This is a genomic window from Candidatus Epulonipiscium viviparus, assembly GCF_030708075.1.
Lineage (GTDB): Bacteria > Bacillota > Clostridia > Lachnospirales > Cellulosilyticaceae > Epulonipiscioides > Epulonipiscioides viviparus.
The window spans coordinates 3,050,706-3,067,090 of record NZ_CP117982.1; the positions used below are offsets into that span (position 1 = coordinate 3,050,706).

17 protein-coding genes are annotated in these 16,385 nt (G+C 34.1%); 8 read left to right on the top strand and 9 right to left on the bottom strand.

The window, feature by feature from the left end; all coding sequences use genetic code 11:
* Positions 1–37 precede the first annotated feature (37 nt).
* Positions 38–1,696, top strand: a complete 1,659-nt coding sequence (locus PCY70_RS13035) for a S8 family peptidase (RefSeq protein WP_305767758.1) — start codon at positions 38–40, stop codon at positions 1,694–1,696.
* A 40-nt stretch (positions 1,697–1,736) separates the two neighbouring features.
* Here PCY70_RS13035 and scpB read toward each other — a convergent pair whose 3' ends face one another.
* The 8 genes from scpB to PCY70_RS13075 form a co-directional block, all read right to left on the bottom strand.
* On the bottom strand, positions 1,737–2,300 hold the full coding sequence (gene scpB / locus PCY70_RS13040; RefSeq protein ID WP_305767760.1) for an SMC-Scp complex subunit ScpB: 564 nt from the start codon (positions 2,298–2,300) through the stop codon (positions 1,737–1,739).
* Entirely contained in the window at positions 2,287–3,036 is a 750-nt protein-coding gene (locus tag PCY70_RS13045; RefSeq protein WP_305768976.1) for a segregation and condensation protein A, read from the bottom strand. Before PCY70_RS13045 ends, scpB begins: the two co-directional genes overlap by 14 nt.
* Positions 3,037–3,046: 10 nt before the next feature.
* Entirely contained in the window at positions 3,047–4,078 is a 1,032-nt protein-coding gene (locus tag PCY70_RS13050) for a YeiH family protein (RefSeq protein ID WP_305767762.1), read from the bottom strand.
* A 303-nt stretch (positions 4,079–4,381) separates the two neighbouring features.
* Complete coding sequence (locus tag PCY70_RS13055) at positions 4,382–5,008, bottom strand: thiamine diphosphokinase (RefSeq protein ID WP_305767765.1); 627 nt, start codon at positions 5,006–5,008, stop codon at positions 4,382–4,384.
* Positions 5,009–5,014: 6 nt separating this feature from the next.
* The gene (rpe, locus tag PCY70_RS13060) at positions 5,015–5,659 is read right to left on the bottom strand and encodes a ribulose-phosphate 3-epimerase (RefSeq protein WP_305767767.1); all 645 of its coding nucleotides are present in this window, start codon (positions 5,657–5,659) and stop codon (positions 5,015–5,017) included.
* A gap of 9 nt (positions 5,660–5,668) precedes the next feature.
* A complete protein-coding gene (gene rsgA / locus PCY70_RS13065; RefSeq protein ID WP_305767769.1) occupies positions 5,669–6,565 on the bottom strand; it encodes a ribosome small subunit-dependent GTPase A in 897 nt (298 codons plus the stop codon).
* 9 nt (positions 6,566–6,574) lie between these two features.
* Positions 6,575–7,075 carry an anaerobic ribonucleoside-triphosphate reductase activating protein gene (gene nrdG / locus PCY70_RS13070; RefSeq protein ID WP_305767771.1) on the bottom strand — a complete coding sequence of 167 codons (501 nt, stop codon included), beginning with the start codon at positions 7,073–7,075 and terminating at the stop codon, positions 6,575–6,577.
* Between the two features lies 1 nt (position 7,076).
* Positions 7,077–8,042, bottom strand: coding sequence for an HD-GYP domain-containing protein (locus PCY70_RS13075; protein ID WP_305767773.1), 966 nt, complete (start codon positions 8,040–8,042; stop codon positions 7,077–7,079).
* Positions 8,043–8,462: 420 nt separating this feature from the next.
* On the opposite strand from PCY70_RS13075, the gene PCY70_RS13080 reads away from it, so the two are divergent.
* The 7 genes from PCY70_RS13080 to PCY70_RS13110 all read left to right on the top strand — a co-directional run bounded on the left by PCY70_RS13080 (position 8,463) and on the right by PCY70_RS13110 (position 14,860).
* Complete coding sequence (locus PCY70_RS13080) at positions 8,463–9,695, top strand: cation:proton antiporter (protein ID WP_010166696.1); 1,233 nt, start codon at positions 8,463–8,465, stop codon at positions 9,693–9,695.
* 112 nt (positions 9,696–9,807) lie between these two features.
* Positions 9,808–11,079 carry a M18 family aminopeptidase gene (locus tag PCY70_RS13085; RefSeq protein ID WP_305767776.1) on the top strand — a complete coding sequence of 424 codons (1,272 nt, stop codon included), beginning with the start codon at positions 9,808–9,810 and terminating at the stop codon, positions 11,077–11,079.
* A gap of 69 nt (positions 11,080–11,148) precedes the next feature.
* On the top strand, positions 11,149–12,153 hold the full coding sequence (locus PCY70_RS13090) for an L-threonylcarbamoyladenylate synthase (RefSeq protein WP_010166692.1): 1,005 nt from the start codon (positions 11,149–11,151) through the stop codon (positions 12,151–12,153).
* A 15-nt stretch (positions 12,154–12,168) separates the two neighbouring features.
* On the top strand, positions 12,169–12,597 hold the full coding sequence (gene rpiB, locus PCY70_RS13095; RefSeq protein ID WP_010166690.1) for a ribose 5-phosphate isomerase B: 429 nt from the start codon (positions 12,169–12,171) through the stop codon (positions 12,595–12,597).
* 29 nt (positions 12,598–12,626) lie between these two features.
* A complete protein-coding gene (gene upp / locus PCY70_RS13100) occupies positions 12,627–13,256 on the top strand; it encodes a uracil phosphoribosyltransferase (protein ID WP_029487902.1) in 630 nt (209 codons plus the stop codon).
* Positions 13,257–13,308: 52 nt separating this feature from the next.
* Positions 13,309–13,785, top strand: coding sequence for a deoxycytidylate deaminase (locus tag PCY70_RS13105; RefSeq protein ID WP_010166686.1), 477 nt, complete (start codon positions 13,309–13,311; stop codon positions 13,783–13,785).
* Between the two features lie 13 nt (positions 13,786–13,798).
* Entirely contained in the window at positions 13,799–14,860 is a 1,062-nt protein-coding gene (locus tag PCY70_RS13110) for a glycosyltransferase family 4 protein (RefSeq protein WP_052296449.1), read from the top strand.
* 34 nt (positions 14,861–14,894) lie between these two features.
* Here PCY70_RS13110 and PCY70_RS13115 read toward each other — a convergent pair whose 3' ends face one another.
* Positions 14,895–16,352 (bottom strand): GTP pyrophosphokinase, encoded by a 1,458-nt coding sequence (locus PCY70_RS13115; RefSeq protein WP_305767779.1) that lies wholly within the window; start codon positions 16,350–16,352, stop codon positions 14,895–14,897.
* Between the last annotated feature and the right edge of the window lie 33 nt (positions 16,353–16,385).

Sequence of the window (16,385 nt, forward strand, 5' to 3'; positions counted from 1 at the left end):
TAAGATTGATATAAAAGTGAATAAAGGTGGCGATAAGTTGATAGCTGAATATATAATGGAAGATTTAAAAAATATAGATAATCTGAAAAAAAAATATCCAAATATAGTTTTTAGACCCCTAGCAAATGCGATTTATATTGTAGAAGTTGCTTTGGAAAATCAAAAAGAACTAGAAGAATTAACACAAAATACTAAATACATTCAAAATTCGTATTTATATGGATTAAATTCAGAAGAATCTTTACAAGAATCTGGCATTCTGGTATTTCATAATTATCCTTATGGACAGCTGAGAGGCAATGATGTATTGCTAGGATTTTTGGATACTGGAATAGAATACACAAATGATGTATTTAGATATGAAGATGGGAGTAGTAGAATTGCAAGTATATGGGATCAAACTTTAGAAGGCAAAACACCTTTTGAATTGGGGTTTGGAGCAGAATTCACAAGAGAAGACTTGAATGCAGCGTTGAACTCACCAGATCCGCTTAGCATTGTGCCAACTAAAGATGATATCGGGCATGGGACTTATGTTGCAGGGCTGGCAGGAGGAAATGATAGATACGGAAATACAGGATATATCGGCGCAGCACCAAATAGCGACTTTGTAATTGTAAAAATGCGACCCGCATCGCAAGGACTAAAAGATATTTTTTATGTTAAAGAAGATGTAGTAGCGTATAGTGATGGAGCCATATTAGCGGCTCTAAATTATTTGGTACTAAAAGCAACAGAACTCAACAAACCTCTTGTGATATGTATTACAGTAGGTGGCAATTGTGGCGGTCATGATGGGACAAATATTATAGAAAGATATATACAAACTTTGACATTGAGCCCAGGGATAATAATTGTGACAGCTGCTGGAAATGAGGGTAACTCGGGGCATCATTATAAAAATAAAGTAACGCAAGGTGAAAAACGAAGTGTAGAAATAAATGTATCGAAAAATGAAAATGGATTTAATTTATACCTATGGACCAAAGATGTAGATAAGATGAGCGTTGGAATTCGAACGCCAATAGGCCAAGTAGTGGAGCGAGTGCCAATAAAACCTTATAAAAAAGAAGTTTTTACATTTAGTTTACAGCATAGCGAGGTTACTATTGAATATAAATATCCAGACGGAAATACGGGAGGCGAATCTGTAAGAATAGCATTAAAGGATCCGATTCCTGGAATTTGGCAAATAGATGTGTATGGTGACTATATAATTGATGGAACATTTGATATATGGATTCCTAGAATAGGATTTGTAGAAGCAAATACACGTTTTTCGGAGCCAAACTTGGAAACAACAGTTTGCGTACCAGCAACAGGGGCATATGCTATTGTAGTTGGAGGATATGATGAAATAGACAAAAGTTTATATGCGGCATCAGGAAGAGGTCCTACACGACAAAATATCAAAAAACCAGATATAATTGCACCGAGCATTAGCGTCGCAGGGCCTATAATTAACGGCGCGCCTTCGAGCTATACAGGAACTAGTGTTGGCGCTGCGATTACAACAGGAGCTTGTGCATTATTACTAGAATGGAGCCTTGTTGAAGAAAATCTTCCGACAATTAATACAAGGATTGCAAAATCGATTTTATCAAGAGGCGCAGGTAGAAGTCCGGGAATAAGTTATCCAAATAATATAGAAGGATTTGGCAAATTGGACTTTCAAAATAGTTTCCTGGTTATTTAAAACTGCAGTGCCTCCAAGATAGACCGGGGGTGCTAGCTTTTTATTCTATTGACCCCACCTCAGCTTGGACTTCTGCTGCAAATTGAGTAATTAAACTTTCTTGAACTTTAGGTAAGTCGTCTAAACTTGTAAAATTAAAATGTCTAAGAAATTCTGTTGTAGTGGCAAGTAAAATTGGTCTTCCTATAACAGCAAGTCTACCCGCCTCTTCTACCAATCCGTATTCTATTAATTTAGAAACTGCAACATCGGACTTAATTCCACGAATATTTTCGATTTGAGGTCTTGTAATAGGCTGCTTATAAGCAATGATTGCAAGAGTTTCTAACATAGTTTTGGTTAATAAACTCCTTTTAGCCCATTTTTTATATTTAAGGATAATGTTCATATTTTTAGGAGCAGTACACATCTGAAATCCTGCATCTAATTCGATTATTTCTAGGCCGCGTTCTGAGATTGCATAGGTGTGATTCAAATTTTGGATGGCAGCAGTTATTTCGGCTGATGAAATTTCGAAAAGTTCACACAATTTTTTAGTGCGCACAACATCTCCTACAAAAAAGAGCAGTGCTTCTATATTTGATTCTAAATCAGTTAGTTTCATAGTTGGTTCCTTTTATTTCTATATCATTAAATTCTAAATTTTGAAAAATTAGTATATCTTTTTTATGAACAAGTTCCAAAAGTGTCATAAAAGTAGTAATAAACTCTGATTTTGGCATATCTGGATAGCAAAGAGAAAAGAAGGTTGTTTTTTTTGCTGCTGCTAAGATTTCGAGAATATATTTACTTTTTTGTTCTATGGTATAAACTTCTGGCTTTAAAATTTCTGGATCAATTGTTTTTTCTTGTTGCATAGCAAGTAATTTTTGCTGGCGCATAAGTTGCTCAAAAGTAGCATGCAGATCGTCTATTGTAGTATTGCCCAAAACTTCGGCTACTGTTGGAGGAGGAATAATCGTATTGGCGACTTCTACATTTCTAAAATATCGCAATATTTTTTGTCCTTGCTTTTTATTTAATTCATCAGATATATATTTAATTTTTTTATATTCTAGCAGTCGTTCGATTAATTCTGCTTTAGGATCATCATCAGCAATGAGCTCTTTTTGTGCAGAAGGCAGAAGTGTTCCAGATTTAATAAGCAAAAGAGTTGCTGCCATAACAATAAATTCGCTCATATACTCAAGTTCTGGTGCCACGGTGGCAGCGTCGATATATGCCATATATTGCTCAGTAATAGAAGAAATTTCTATATTTTGGATTTCCATTTGATTCTTATTTAGTAAGTGTAACAATAAATCAAGCGGACCTGTAAAATCCGCAAGATTGAAATTCATATTTTTCAATTTAAACCATTCCCATTAAATATTCTACTCCTATGGCAACGATAACGACAAGTGCCGAGATGATAAAACCATGTATCATTGGAGCAATTCCAGACTTTTTCATTTCCTTAAAACTAGTGCTATAACCAATAGCGCCCAAAGCCATAACCATTAAAAATTTGCTTAATTCTTTGAGTGTTACAGAGACAGGCTCGGGAATAAATCCCAAACTTTTAAAAGCAGAAAGAAGTAAAAATCCAACTATAAAGTAAGGGAACAAATTTTTGATATTAACTTTTTTGGTCGTTTGAATACCGGCTTCTTTTTGTTTTACTCTTGCATTTACGTATGCAAAAACTAATACTGTAGGAATGATAGAAAGTGTTCTTGTAAGTTTAACCATGGTTGCAAAGTCTCCAGCGGCTTCACTATATGCGTATCCTGCGGCAACAACGCTAGAGGTATCATTTACAGCTGTACCTGCCCACAACCCATATGCCATATCAGAAAGTCCTAAGGCATGCCCCATAAAAGGAAATAGCACAATCATGGCCATATCGAATAAAAATGTCGCAGACATAGCATAAGCAATATCAGTATCTTCAGCATCTATTACGGGTGCAATTGCGGCAATGGCAGAACCACCACAAATGCCTGTTCCAGCAGAAATGAGATTGGAAATTTTCCAATTGAGCCCAAGTGCTTTTCCTATAAAATACCCGCCTCCAAAGCACGTTAAAAGTGTAGCGCACATAACAATCAGTGATAGCTTACCTACTTCTAAAACAGTTTGTATACTAAGAGAAGCTCCCAACAAAATAATAGCTAGTTTAAGTATTTTTTTAGATGTAAATTTTAGTCCAACAGATAATGCCGCTGGTTTGTATATAGCGTTCAAAATCATTCCAATGAATATTGCAATGACAGATGCCCCGATTAGGTGTATAGGCATGGCATCTTCTAAAAACTTAGCGAGTATAGCAATAATCACTGCTGCCAGTAGACCAGGAAAAATATTTTTACATTTTGATAATATGGAATTAAAAGATTGCAATATAAAACACTCCTATCTTTGTAAGATTTTTACATGAGTGTTATTATAATACGATATTGTTGGTTTGTCTAGTCAATTATGTATTTTATAAAAAAAAGCTCTGCCGTAGCAAAGCCTCGATATATTTTAAGTATTCTTTGTATCTACGCGAAATATTTTTGCCAATACTTTTCTCATTAGTTTAGGAGGAGTAATAACTTTGATAACCATAATTTCACCACCTTAGGTTTTGACATTGATATTTCTATCATATGCAATACGGACACAATTATTGCGAATTTTACAAAATTTGGTAACTATTTTTTAATCAATTGCTAAAATAACAAGAAGCTTTCCAGTTTTTAAAGAGATAGTGGCTGAATTTTTAGTCATAAAATTACTGATGCCATAAGGTTTTCCTAGTTCAAAACTGCCATTGTTTAAACTGTAATAAAGACCTGTTGTGGCAACGCCAGTTACTTTCTCACTAAGTGGTAATAGACTCACCAAAGTATCTTTGTTAGAATGAATATTTATTTTGTTAATTACTAAATAAATAGTGTTATGTGCATTTTTTATGCTTGATTTTATTCCGAGAGTTGCAAGTTTTACGAGCAATGATACGTTTGCAAATGAATGATCAAACCGACTTCCAATACCGCCATATACTACAATTTCTGTAGCACCAAGACTAATAGCATAATCGACCGCTGCTTCTGTATCTGTTTCATCTTTTTGTATACTTAAGGTTTTTTTGCTAACGTGTTCATATTTTAATAATAATTCTTTGTTTAAACTATCAAAATCACCAATAATATAATCGGGCTCAATGCCTAAATAGTCGGCATGAAATAAACCGTTATCGGCACAGATGATTGTATCATATTCATTTAAGTCATTACAAAAATTATAATTTCCATAGTATCCATTCACTAAAATTGCAACCTTCATTTATGTTTACTCCTTAAATATTTTATAAAATTTTTTTACATTTTCTGATATCTTTTCCTTTTCAAATACACTAGAACCAGCAACAATCAAATTGGCTCCAGCTTTAATTACCTCATTTACGTTCGCAAGTGTAATGCCTCCATCTACTTCTATCAAAACATTAGGTGCCATTTCTCTAACTTGTCGTATTTTTTTAAGGGTATGCGGAATAAAACTTTGGCCACCAAACCCTGGATTGACACTCATTACTAAAATCATATCAACACAATGGACAATATCTACAAGGGCAGCGACAGGAGTTGCTGGGTTGATAGAAACTCCCGCCTGTGCGCCACCTTGTTTAATCATGTCAATGATTCTATTTAAGTGAGTACAAGTTTCGTAATGAACAGTAATTATGTTTGCACCCAATTGTATATATTCTTCTATATATTTTTCAGGATTAGTAACCATTAAGTGAATATCCATAATTCCGTATATATGCGGAGCTATTGATTGTATGACAGGTGTGCCGAAACTGATATTGGGAACAAAATGTCCGTCCATAACATCTAGATGAAAGTATTGTACACCTGCATTTTGCGCAGTTGCGATATCCTGGCCAAGGTTTGAAAAATCTGCTGCTAATATTGATGGTGCTAAATGTACCATTTTTATCTCCTACCATTTCTTGTTATTTTTTAATTCCTCGAAGTAATTTAGATAACTTTGGTATCTAGATTTATATATACTGCCGTTTTCTACAGCAAGTTTAACCGCACAGTCGGGTTCATGAGTGTGTGTGCATCCGTTAAATTTACATTTGTCTTTATATTGATTAAATTCTATAAAATAATCTTGTAATAAATCTGGTTCGATAGTATCCATTTTGAGAGATGTAAAACCAGGAGTGTCTAAAACATACCCACCAAATGATAGTGTTAGAAGTTCTGTGTGTCTGGTGGTATGTTTTCCTCTTTTAATTTTTTGACTCACTGCTCCTGTTTCTAATTTAAAATCGGGACAAATTGCATTTAATAATGTAGATTTACCTACTCCAGAAGGCCCGGCGAAAAACGAAGTTTTATCTTTGAGCAAAGCTTTTATTTCGTCAATATCACCATCTGTTGCAGAAGTACAAATAACTTTATACCCGCTTAATCTATATCCATTAACAATTTCTTTGTATTTATCACCAAATGCTTCGTCTAGCTTATTTAGAACTATTACGGAGTCTATGTTGGACAGCTCCATTATAACTAAAAATCGATCGAGTAAATCTAAATGCATAACTGGATACGAAAGTGAAAACACAATTATTCCTTGATCTACATTGGCAACTGCTGGTCGCAAAAGTTGATTTTGCCGCGGTAATATTTCTTCTATAGTACCCTGTAAAAAATCACCTTTTGTACTACCTTCATAGTTAGTTGTACTAATTTTTACAATATCTCCAATAAGAGGAGTCTGTTTTTCGTTTCTAAATTTTCCTCGTGCTTTACATTCATAAATTTGATCACCTGCATTGGGTGAAACGTAGAAAAACCCTGCAATACCTTTAATTATTTTACCTTCCATAAATCTCCTTTATATATCATATAACACAATTAAGTTTTGTATGAGACTTTTTTGTATATCAATTATTCTTTGATTGCTGCTGCCTCGAAATGAGAGCCGCGCATCCTTGAGTGTTTTTTCGAATGGACCATCCACTAGTATATCACACCCCTTTAATATAGCTTTGCGTTTTGGATTTTTAATGATATCTTCAAAAACATAGCCAGAATAAATCCAAATATTTTTATTGGTTTCAAATTTAATATGTTGTATAAGGTTTACTAATGAATTGTCTCTAATTTGATCAAAAGGCTCACCGCCCAAGATTGATACTCCATTAATATTAGGAGAGCTAATGTGTTTGAGAAATTTAGTTTCTGTTTCTTTATCCCATAACAATCCGTTTCGAAAATTTTTATATTCTTCATTAAAGCATCCTTCACAAGAACGTGTGCATCCTGAAACAAAAAGAGTGGTGCGAATCCCCACTCCATTTGCTGTATCATAATTTCTTATTTGTGAATAATACATATTAGTCTATTATCTCCTTAATAAAAAGTGTGGGTTCTTTCATTAGATCAATAATTTTTCCTTCGTTTGAAATAATGATAGGTCGAGATGGAAAACCAATATTTTGCCTGCAAACAAGTCCTTGTTCAGAATTTGTCAATTCAACCATAAGACCATTCGGATAACAATATAACACCTCCATAGCTTGTTTAAAAAGATTTAGATCATATCTAGAGCTTGCCTCCATATTCATCATTTCGATGCGTTGATTAATATCTGTAACTTTATCTATTAAATTGCTATAATTATTAGCTATGTGTAATATTTGAGAATGAGGATGGAGTTTAGTTCCTGTTACTTTATAAGAACCTGTTCCATCAATTTTTTCGTGTATGTGCAAAATGGGAACATATACCATTGGTGAAAAGGTAGCATTATTTTTAATTAAGTCTAGAGCTATTTCTAGGTGAGGTTTTTGAGCATCTTTCAGTTTGCCTATATCATGCAAAAGGGCACTTGATGTAATATTTTCAATATCTTGAAAACGTATGCGTCTATTTTTTGATATAGATATGCAATATATAGCCACTTCTAATGAATGAAGTGATAATTGCTCAATTTCATCTTTACTGGGTTCTTTATATAAAATGGCATTCTCATTTAAATTAATATTTTCAATAATCATACGTATAGTTTGTGTCAGTAAACGTTCATTGATAATACCATTTTTTTTAATGCTAGAGTAGAAACTACTCAAATTATTTAATATTTCTAATTTAATTGGATCTTCAAAAATTAATTCTATAACAACTTCATCAGAGAATTTTTCTTCAATATAAATATAAGTGATACCTAAATTTCTAATCCGGGTAATAATTGATGCTGTTAATTCTCTACCTTGAGGCATAAATATAAGACCTTTGTTGGTTCGAATTGGATATGCAAGTTTTTTGCCAATATGCTTCTGTGAAGCTATAACTAATCTCATCTTATTTTCTTTCTCCCTTCTCAAAAACATTTTACAATAAATTTTATACTAGAATTATTAATTTTATGCAAAAACAACCTTATAATCAAATAGGTTAGTGTTAGGTTATATAGTAATACTTGTACTCAAAATTGTCAATCCTTATATAAAATTTTTGTATTGGATGAATATACATTAAAGAAATATTTCTAAATAAAGATTTTGTGAATTTTTTTATGTCTATATTATATATTGAAACGAAATTAATTATTTTGTAAAATGTTGTTGTGCATTTTTTTACAAAAATATAAAATTATATTTATTGAACATAATTTTTATACAACTTATAATATTCAAAAACATAATTGTAACACTTGTAATGTTTTTTGAATAGGTTTATAATGCTTGATATAAAATAAATTAATGGGAGATGGCAAAAAAATGCTCGATTATGGATTCTTTTTGGATTTAGCAATTATTTTATTGGCAGCTAAGATTTTTGGGATCTTATCTAGAAAGTTACAATTACCACAAGTAGCTGGCATATTAGTTGCTGGTTTAATTATTGGACCAAATATGCTCGGCTGGGTAAAAGAAACAGAATTTTTATTACAAATGGGTGAGCTTGGCGTTATCATGCTAATGTTTGTTGCAGGTCTTGAGACAGATTTAAAAGAACTGAAGAATACTGGTCTTGCGGCACTTTGTATAGCGGCATTCGGAGTTGTAGTGCCTCTAACTGGTGGCTACTTACTTTATTCTGTATATGATGGTTTTGCCGCAATCGGTAGTCACGAATTTTTAAAAGCAATATTTATTGGAGTCATTCTTACCGCAACTTCTGTAAGTATTACTGTTGAAACTTTACGAGAGATGGGCAAGCTTAAAGGAAAAGTTGGAACAGCGATTTTGAGTGCTGCGATTATTGATGACGTTATCGGTATTATTTTACTTACTTTTGTAATAGGATTTACAAATCCAGAAAGCAGCGGAGTGGCTGTAATCGGAAATACAGTGGCATTTTTCGTGGTGGCGATTGTTCTTGGTGCTATCATTCATTATATATTTAAAGTTATTGATCATCACGATCCACATAGAAGACGTCTTCCAATCTATGGATTTGCAGTATGTTTGCTCTTCGCGTATATAGCTGAACACTATTTTGGAATTGCTGATATCACTGGCGCGTACGTCGCAGGTATCGTGTTATATAACTTGTCATCTTCAGAATATATTATCGAAAAAATAGATACAAACTCTTATATGTTATTTAGTCCGATTTTCTTTACAAGCATTGGGCTTAAAACAGAACTTACAGGTTTTACTGTACCAGTACTTTTATTTACAATTGCATTTGTTATTATTGCATTAGCAAGCAAGGTGGTAGGCTGTGGCTATGGTGCAAAACTAATGGGCTTCAAAAAACATGATGCAATAAAAATTGGTGTCGGCATGATGGCGCGTGGCGAAGTCGCACTGATCGTCGCCCAAAAAGGTTTAAGCGCTGGGCTAATGGATCCAGTACTGTTTTCCGCAGTTATTATGCTAGTTATTCTTTCTTCTATTGCAACACCAATTATTTTGAAAGTCTTATATGCTAAAGATGAAAAAAATGAATCATTGGCAAATGAGACAGAGATTAATGAAATTCCAACAGATGTTGCAACAGTATAGAATAAATATGTACTCTCCTTCGGGGGAGTTTTTTTATTGCGCGAAATTTTATAATGTATTAAAAACTCATCTCCAGGACACACTAGCAAAAAAAGAAAGGATTTTAGTACTTATGACTGATTATATAAACGGACTTTTAGAATTTATAACTGCAGGATCATCGATGTTTTTGGCGGCAAATGAGGTTAAAAAAATTTTGCAAAACCAGGGTTTTGAAGATCTAGATGCTGCTGCTAATATTAGAAAGGGTGGGCTATACTACAAGTTAGTAAACGACTCTGCAATTTTTGCGTTTAAAATTGGCTCTAGTGATTTAAAATACAAAATAATAGGAACGCATTTAGATGCGCCAGGGTTTAGAATTAAGTCTAATCCAATAACTTCGTCGCAAGGTTATGTAGAATTGAACACAGAAGTATACGGAGGACCGATTATCAATACCTGGTTTGATAGGCCTCTTTCTATTTCGGGAAGGGTATGTGTAAAAAGTGATAATGTTTTAAAACCGTCGACAATATTATTGGATGCAAAAGAACCGCTTATGGTGATTCCTAATTTGGCCATACATCAAAATCGTGAAGTAAATGATGGAGTGAAGTTGAATCCGCAAAAGGAAACTTTGCCAATCATCACATATACCAACGAAGAAGTGAACCAAAATTTGTTATTCGACTATATTGCAGCCAAATTGTCTATTGCATCCGAAGATATATTGGATCTAGATTTATTTTTGTATCCAGTGGAAACAGGTTGCTTGGTAGGGCTAGATAAAAAATTTATTTCGAGTCCACGTTTAGATGATTTATCTATGACATATAGTGGATTGATGGCGTTTATAGAAAGCGATCCAGCGGCAGGAGTTAATGTGCTTGCTTGCTATGATAATGAAGAAGTGGGTAGCAGAAGTATAGCAGGAGCAAACTCTCCAAATTTATTATTTATGCTAGAGAAAATAGCATTAGGCTTGGGTAAGAATCGTGCCGAATTTATAGCCGCGTTGGATGATTCGTTTATAATTTCTGCAGATGTTGCGCATTTGTCGCATCCAAACTATCCAGAAAAGCTAGAGCCTACAAATAAAGTAACGCCAGGCGGAGGTGTTGCAATAAAAATTAGTTCCAATTGTAGTTATACAACGAACGCAAATACGTCTGCCGTATTTAAAGCAATATGCCAAAACGAAGATGTTCCGTATCAAACTTTTATGAATAGGTCAGATACAAAAGGTGGGTCAACAATCGGGCCAATTACTTCTTCGCAAACTGGAATACGCAGTGTAGATCTAGGAACTCCAATGCTAAGCATGCATTCTGCTAGAGAGCTTATGGCAGCAGAAGATTTGACCCACACTATTAAAATTTTTAGAGCTTTTTACCGATTATAAAAAAAATAATGTTTTTTTGGAAATATATGTTATAATGGTTTTGGTAAAAAAATCTAAGCAGGAGCTGATATGGATACAATTATTTTAAGCAAAACTGACAATCTTGAACTAGCAATCAATATCTTAAAAAATGGAGGGCTTGTTGTATCTCCTACCGAAACTGTATATGGACTGTGTGCCAATGCGTTAGATGAAAATGCAGTAGAAAATATTTTTAAAGCAAAAGGAAGACCCGCAGATAATCCGCTAATTGTCCATATTGCTTCGTTGGCAATGCTAGATCAATTAGTAGCAGAAATTTCGGCAAATGCTCAAAAACTTATAGACGCTTTTTGGCCCGGACCTCTCACACTTATATTTAAATCGCAAAATATTATACCAAACAAAACTCGTGCAAACTTACAAACAGTAGCAATTCGCTTTCCGGAAAATAAAATAATTATAGAATTAATTAAAAAATCTAAATTGCCTCTTGCCGCACCAAGTGCAAATACCTCCGGTAAGCCTAGTCCAACCAATATTGATAGAGTTATAGAAGACTTATTTGGAAAAGTAGATTGCATTATTGATGGCGGTAACTGTAAAATAGGATTAGAATCGACTGTTGTGGATGTTTCGGGAGACAATGCGAGAATATTGAGACCTGGATTTATAACTGCAGCAATGCTCGAGAAAATTGTACCTAGTGTTAGCGCTCCTGCTAGTGCGTTTCCGATTGCTCCAGGGATGAAATATAAACATTATGCTCCTTCTGCAAATGTTGCAATTGTAGATGGCAACGATTTACAAGAGATAGCTAAGAAAATATGTTGTTTGATAAAAAAAGATAGACATAAGCGAGCAGGTGTTTTAATTGTAGATGAAATGATTTCATTTTTTGAAGATATTCCTGTAGTAAGTCTGGGAAGTATTACCAATTTAGAAAGTATTGCTAGTAATTTATTCGAAAAACTTAGACAATTAGATGACTTAAAATTGGAGCAAGTCTATACAATTTATTTACATGACAAAAACCTTGGTCTAAGTATAATGAATAGACTTCTCAAGGCGTCTAACAACCAGATTATTTATTAAATGGAGGAATAATATATGATAGCCATTGGTTCAGACCATGGAGGATTTGCATTAAAGCAAGAGATAATAGCTCATCTTAAGGAAAGAGGTATAGACTTTGCAGATGTTGGTTGCTATGACGAACAGTCGACAGATTATCCCGACTATGCAAAAAAGGTTGCCGATATGGTTCTTAGCAAGGAGGCTGAAACAGGAATACTAATTTGCGGTACTGGTATAGGTATTTCGATAACGGCAAATAAGATAAAAGGAATTCGCTGCGCTTTATGCCACGATATATTTAGTGCAAAAGCAACCCGAGAACATAACGATGCAAATGTTTTGGCGTTTGGTGGGCGTATAATAGGCCCTGGATTGGCATTAGCAATAGTAGATGAATTTTTGAATACACCATTTTCGAACGACCCACGCCACATAAGACGAATATCCAAAATTGAAAATTAGATCAATCAAATATGAGAATGGAGGAAAATATGAGTAATCTTGTTATTATAGACCACCCACTTGTGATGCACAAGCTTTCTATATTGAGAGATGTGAACACAGGAAAGAAAGAATTTAGAGAAATTGTTCGCGAGCTTGCGCAGTTTATGTGTTTTGAAGCTACTAAAAATTTGCCGTTAGAAGACTATGAAATTACAACACCAATTACAAAAATGATAGCTAAGCGTATATCTGGAAAAAATCTTAGCGTAATACCAATTCTTCGCGCAGGATTGGGGATGGTAGATGGTGTATTAGATCTAATTCCAACTGCAAAGGTGGGCCATATCGGACTATATCGTGATCCAGAAACGCTAACGCCGGTTGAGTATTATTGCAAGCTGCCAACTCAAATCGAAGAAAGGCATATATTTGTATTAGACCCTATGCTAGCAACAGGCGGCTCGGCTATTTCTGCTATTTCATTTCTAAAGGATAAAGGATGTAACAATATCAATTTTATGTGTATCTTAGCCGCGCCAGAAGGAGTGGAAAAATTACAGTTGGCTCATCCTGATATCAATATATATGTATGTGCTGTTGATGAAAAGCTCAATGACCACGGATATATAGTACCAGGATTAGGTGACGCTGGAGATCGTTTGTTTGGAACCAAGTAAATAAAAAACGGAGCAGGCATCCCCTGCTTCTGCTTTGTAAGGAGAAATTTTTATGAGACCGTCTTGGGATCAATATTTTATGGACATTGCTCATTTGGTAAAAACTCGATCTACATGTACACGACGCCAGGTAGGCGCTGTTGTTGTAAAGGATAAGCAAATATTATCGACAGGATATAATGGTGCTCCCACAAGCTGTACGCATTGTATTGAGTTAGGCTGCATGAGAACTAAGTTAAATATTCCATCTGGAGAACGTCATGAATTGTGTCGAGCATTACATGCCGAACAAAATGCAATAACGCAAGCTGCAAAGAATGGCACCGCTGTTGCGGGCGCTGTAATTTATGTAACGGCTCAGCCGTGCAGTATGTGTGCAAAAGTACTTATAAACTCAGGGATAGCCAAAATTATATACCAAGGAAATTATCCAGATCCATTGGCAATAGAGCTATTAAATGAAGCTAAAATCCACATGGAGCAATTTGGGACTATTGAAAATGAAAGCAACAGGGGATTGGAAAAATAAGGAGATGGAAATAATGGATAAGATTGGCTTATATATAACAGCGTTTGTTATGGCTTTCAGTATTTCATTAATATGTACACCTATTGCAAAGAAAATAGCAATCAAATTAGGGGCAGTGGCATATCCGCGAAAGAGAGATATGCATGAAATTCCAATTCCTCGTATGGGTGGGATAGCGATAGTAGTTGGGTTTATATTAACTTTGGTTTTGATATTGCCCGATCCAGAAATGGATGTATTAGAATCGAGACATACAGCCGGAATTTTAATAGGCGGATTAATTATTTTTGCCTTAGGAATTTTAGACGATATCTTTGAATTAAAATCGAAAATTAAATTATTAGTTCAGGTACTAGCCGCGATGGTTGCGGTATACTTTGGAATTAGAATACAATTTGTTTCTGTGCCATTTAACGATCTGATTAACTTGGAGTGGTTATCAATCCCGGTTACAATATTTTGGATTGTAGGAATCACAAACGCAGTAAATCTGATAGATGGGCTTGATGGATTGGCGGCAGGAGTATCGTCTATTGCGTCTATTTGCCTAATGATCTTGTCGATTCATAGTGGGCATCCAACCGCAGTAATACTTACAGTGATTTTGTCAGCGTCATGCTTGGGATTTTTGCCTTATAATTTTAATCCCGCTTCTGTATTTATGGGAGATACAGGTTCAACATTTTTGGGATATATGCTATCACTGATTTCGATACTGGGATTATTAAAAAGTTATACACTAGGAACAGTGTTTGTTGCAGTATTGATATTAGGGTTGCCGATATTTGATACGTCGTTTGCAATCATTAGACGTTTTTTGAGTGGCCGCCCAATTATGTCACCAGATAGAGGACATCTACATCATCGACTAGTGGATAAAGGATATACACAAAAACAAGCCGTCGTAACATTGTATGGAGTTAGCGGAATATTTGGTCTTTCTGCAATGGGGGTCATGCTAAATGATATTCGTTTTGTATTGGCTGTGTTTATAATTATGGGCATATTATTTTATTATAATGTGAAAATGCACACACTACCGAGCTCTAAAAACGAAAAAGAAGAGCAAAAATAAATGGATATAAGAGGGAACGCTCTCCCTCCTTTTCCTAAATATATTTGATCAGGCTCTTTGGTAAGTTCATATTTAAAGTTTCTAATTCATGCATAAATCGCAAAATATCAGTTGCTAATATATCTGCGTTCAACAAATCTAATATTCTATAGTATAAAAGTTTTAATAAAATTGGTTTGTGTTGGTTCCAATGATTTTGTGATTTGAGCTTCAAAAGTTGAATTTCGGAGGTTACCTTCCATAAAATATTTTTAACCTTTTCGATTATATCGTCATATACAAAGCTTACCGAGTTTAGTTCCGTGAAAGTATTTGCAAAAGTGAGGAGCAACTCATCTAATATATACGCATCGTCAGTTTGGAAATGCTCAACTATATCGTGAGATAGTCTATATTTATAATATTTTATGAAATTTTCAAAATCTCCAGCATTATCCTCTGGTTCAATATAAAATAAAATTCTAAAAAATAGGTTCCATTGAAATTCTTCGTTTAAAACTCGCTGAATATGAGAACCAATTATTATACTAAAATCATCATTGTTAAAATCTATTTCGCGTTCAAATAAAATTATGCTATTGAAATTGATATCGTCATTATCGATTTCGTTTAAACGGTTTAGAGCCTTCATTAGTAAATTTCTATATGTTTCTTCAGTTTGCATATCAATTTCTCTAAATACATATTTAACAAGCGTATCACAAGATTTTCTAAAATCAACAATAAGCCCTATATTGTTTTTCATTCGATCAGCAAAGAGGTCGTAAATAGATTTTGATAGCATCTGCTCTAGCTGCATTTGCCGAATATCTTGATTAATAGGCTTATCTCGTTTGAAATGATTGGAGATCAATAAAAGCTGCCCATCTATAGTGGTAAGACTGTTTTTGATAGAATACATTATATCTTTATAAAATCTGTCGGCAATTATATAGTTATAATTTTTATATATTACGTTGTGCTCAATTTCGCTCCAAAAAATATTGACAAGAGCTTTGATCTGCACTTCAAAATTAATAATCTGATCATTATACAAATATTTTCCATCTATTCTATACATCTTAAGACCGTTTTTCTGGTTTTTAGGTTGAACACTTTTTAGCTCCAAAATAACTCCAGTATGTTCTTGCTTATAATAATATCCTGCAGTATGCACATGTTCTTGTGTAAAATGTCGTTTAAGAAGCTTATAAATATCTCGTTCGTCTTCTATAAAGCGACATTCTAGCCTTATACCAATTAGGTCAACAAGATTTTCGTATAGATTAGATATAGTTTTATATTTATTATAAAAATCATGTCGTAGAATTTTTTCTTTTAGACTGTCTCTAGATTTTACACGAGAACTGATGTTGATATAGCCAATACATTCATTACGAACCAGGTTGGCGAAGTAGTTTTCCAGCTCCTTACTAGCAATTTCTAAATCTATTGTCATTTCGTCTAACTTTTCTAAGGCTTTAGTTGTATACTCAAATATTTTCAGTTCCATAATAAAGATCCTCCCTAGCTTGCCTAGTTGATA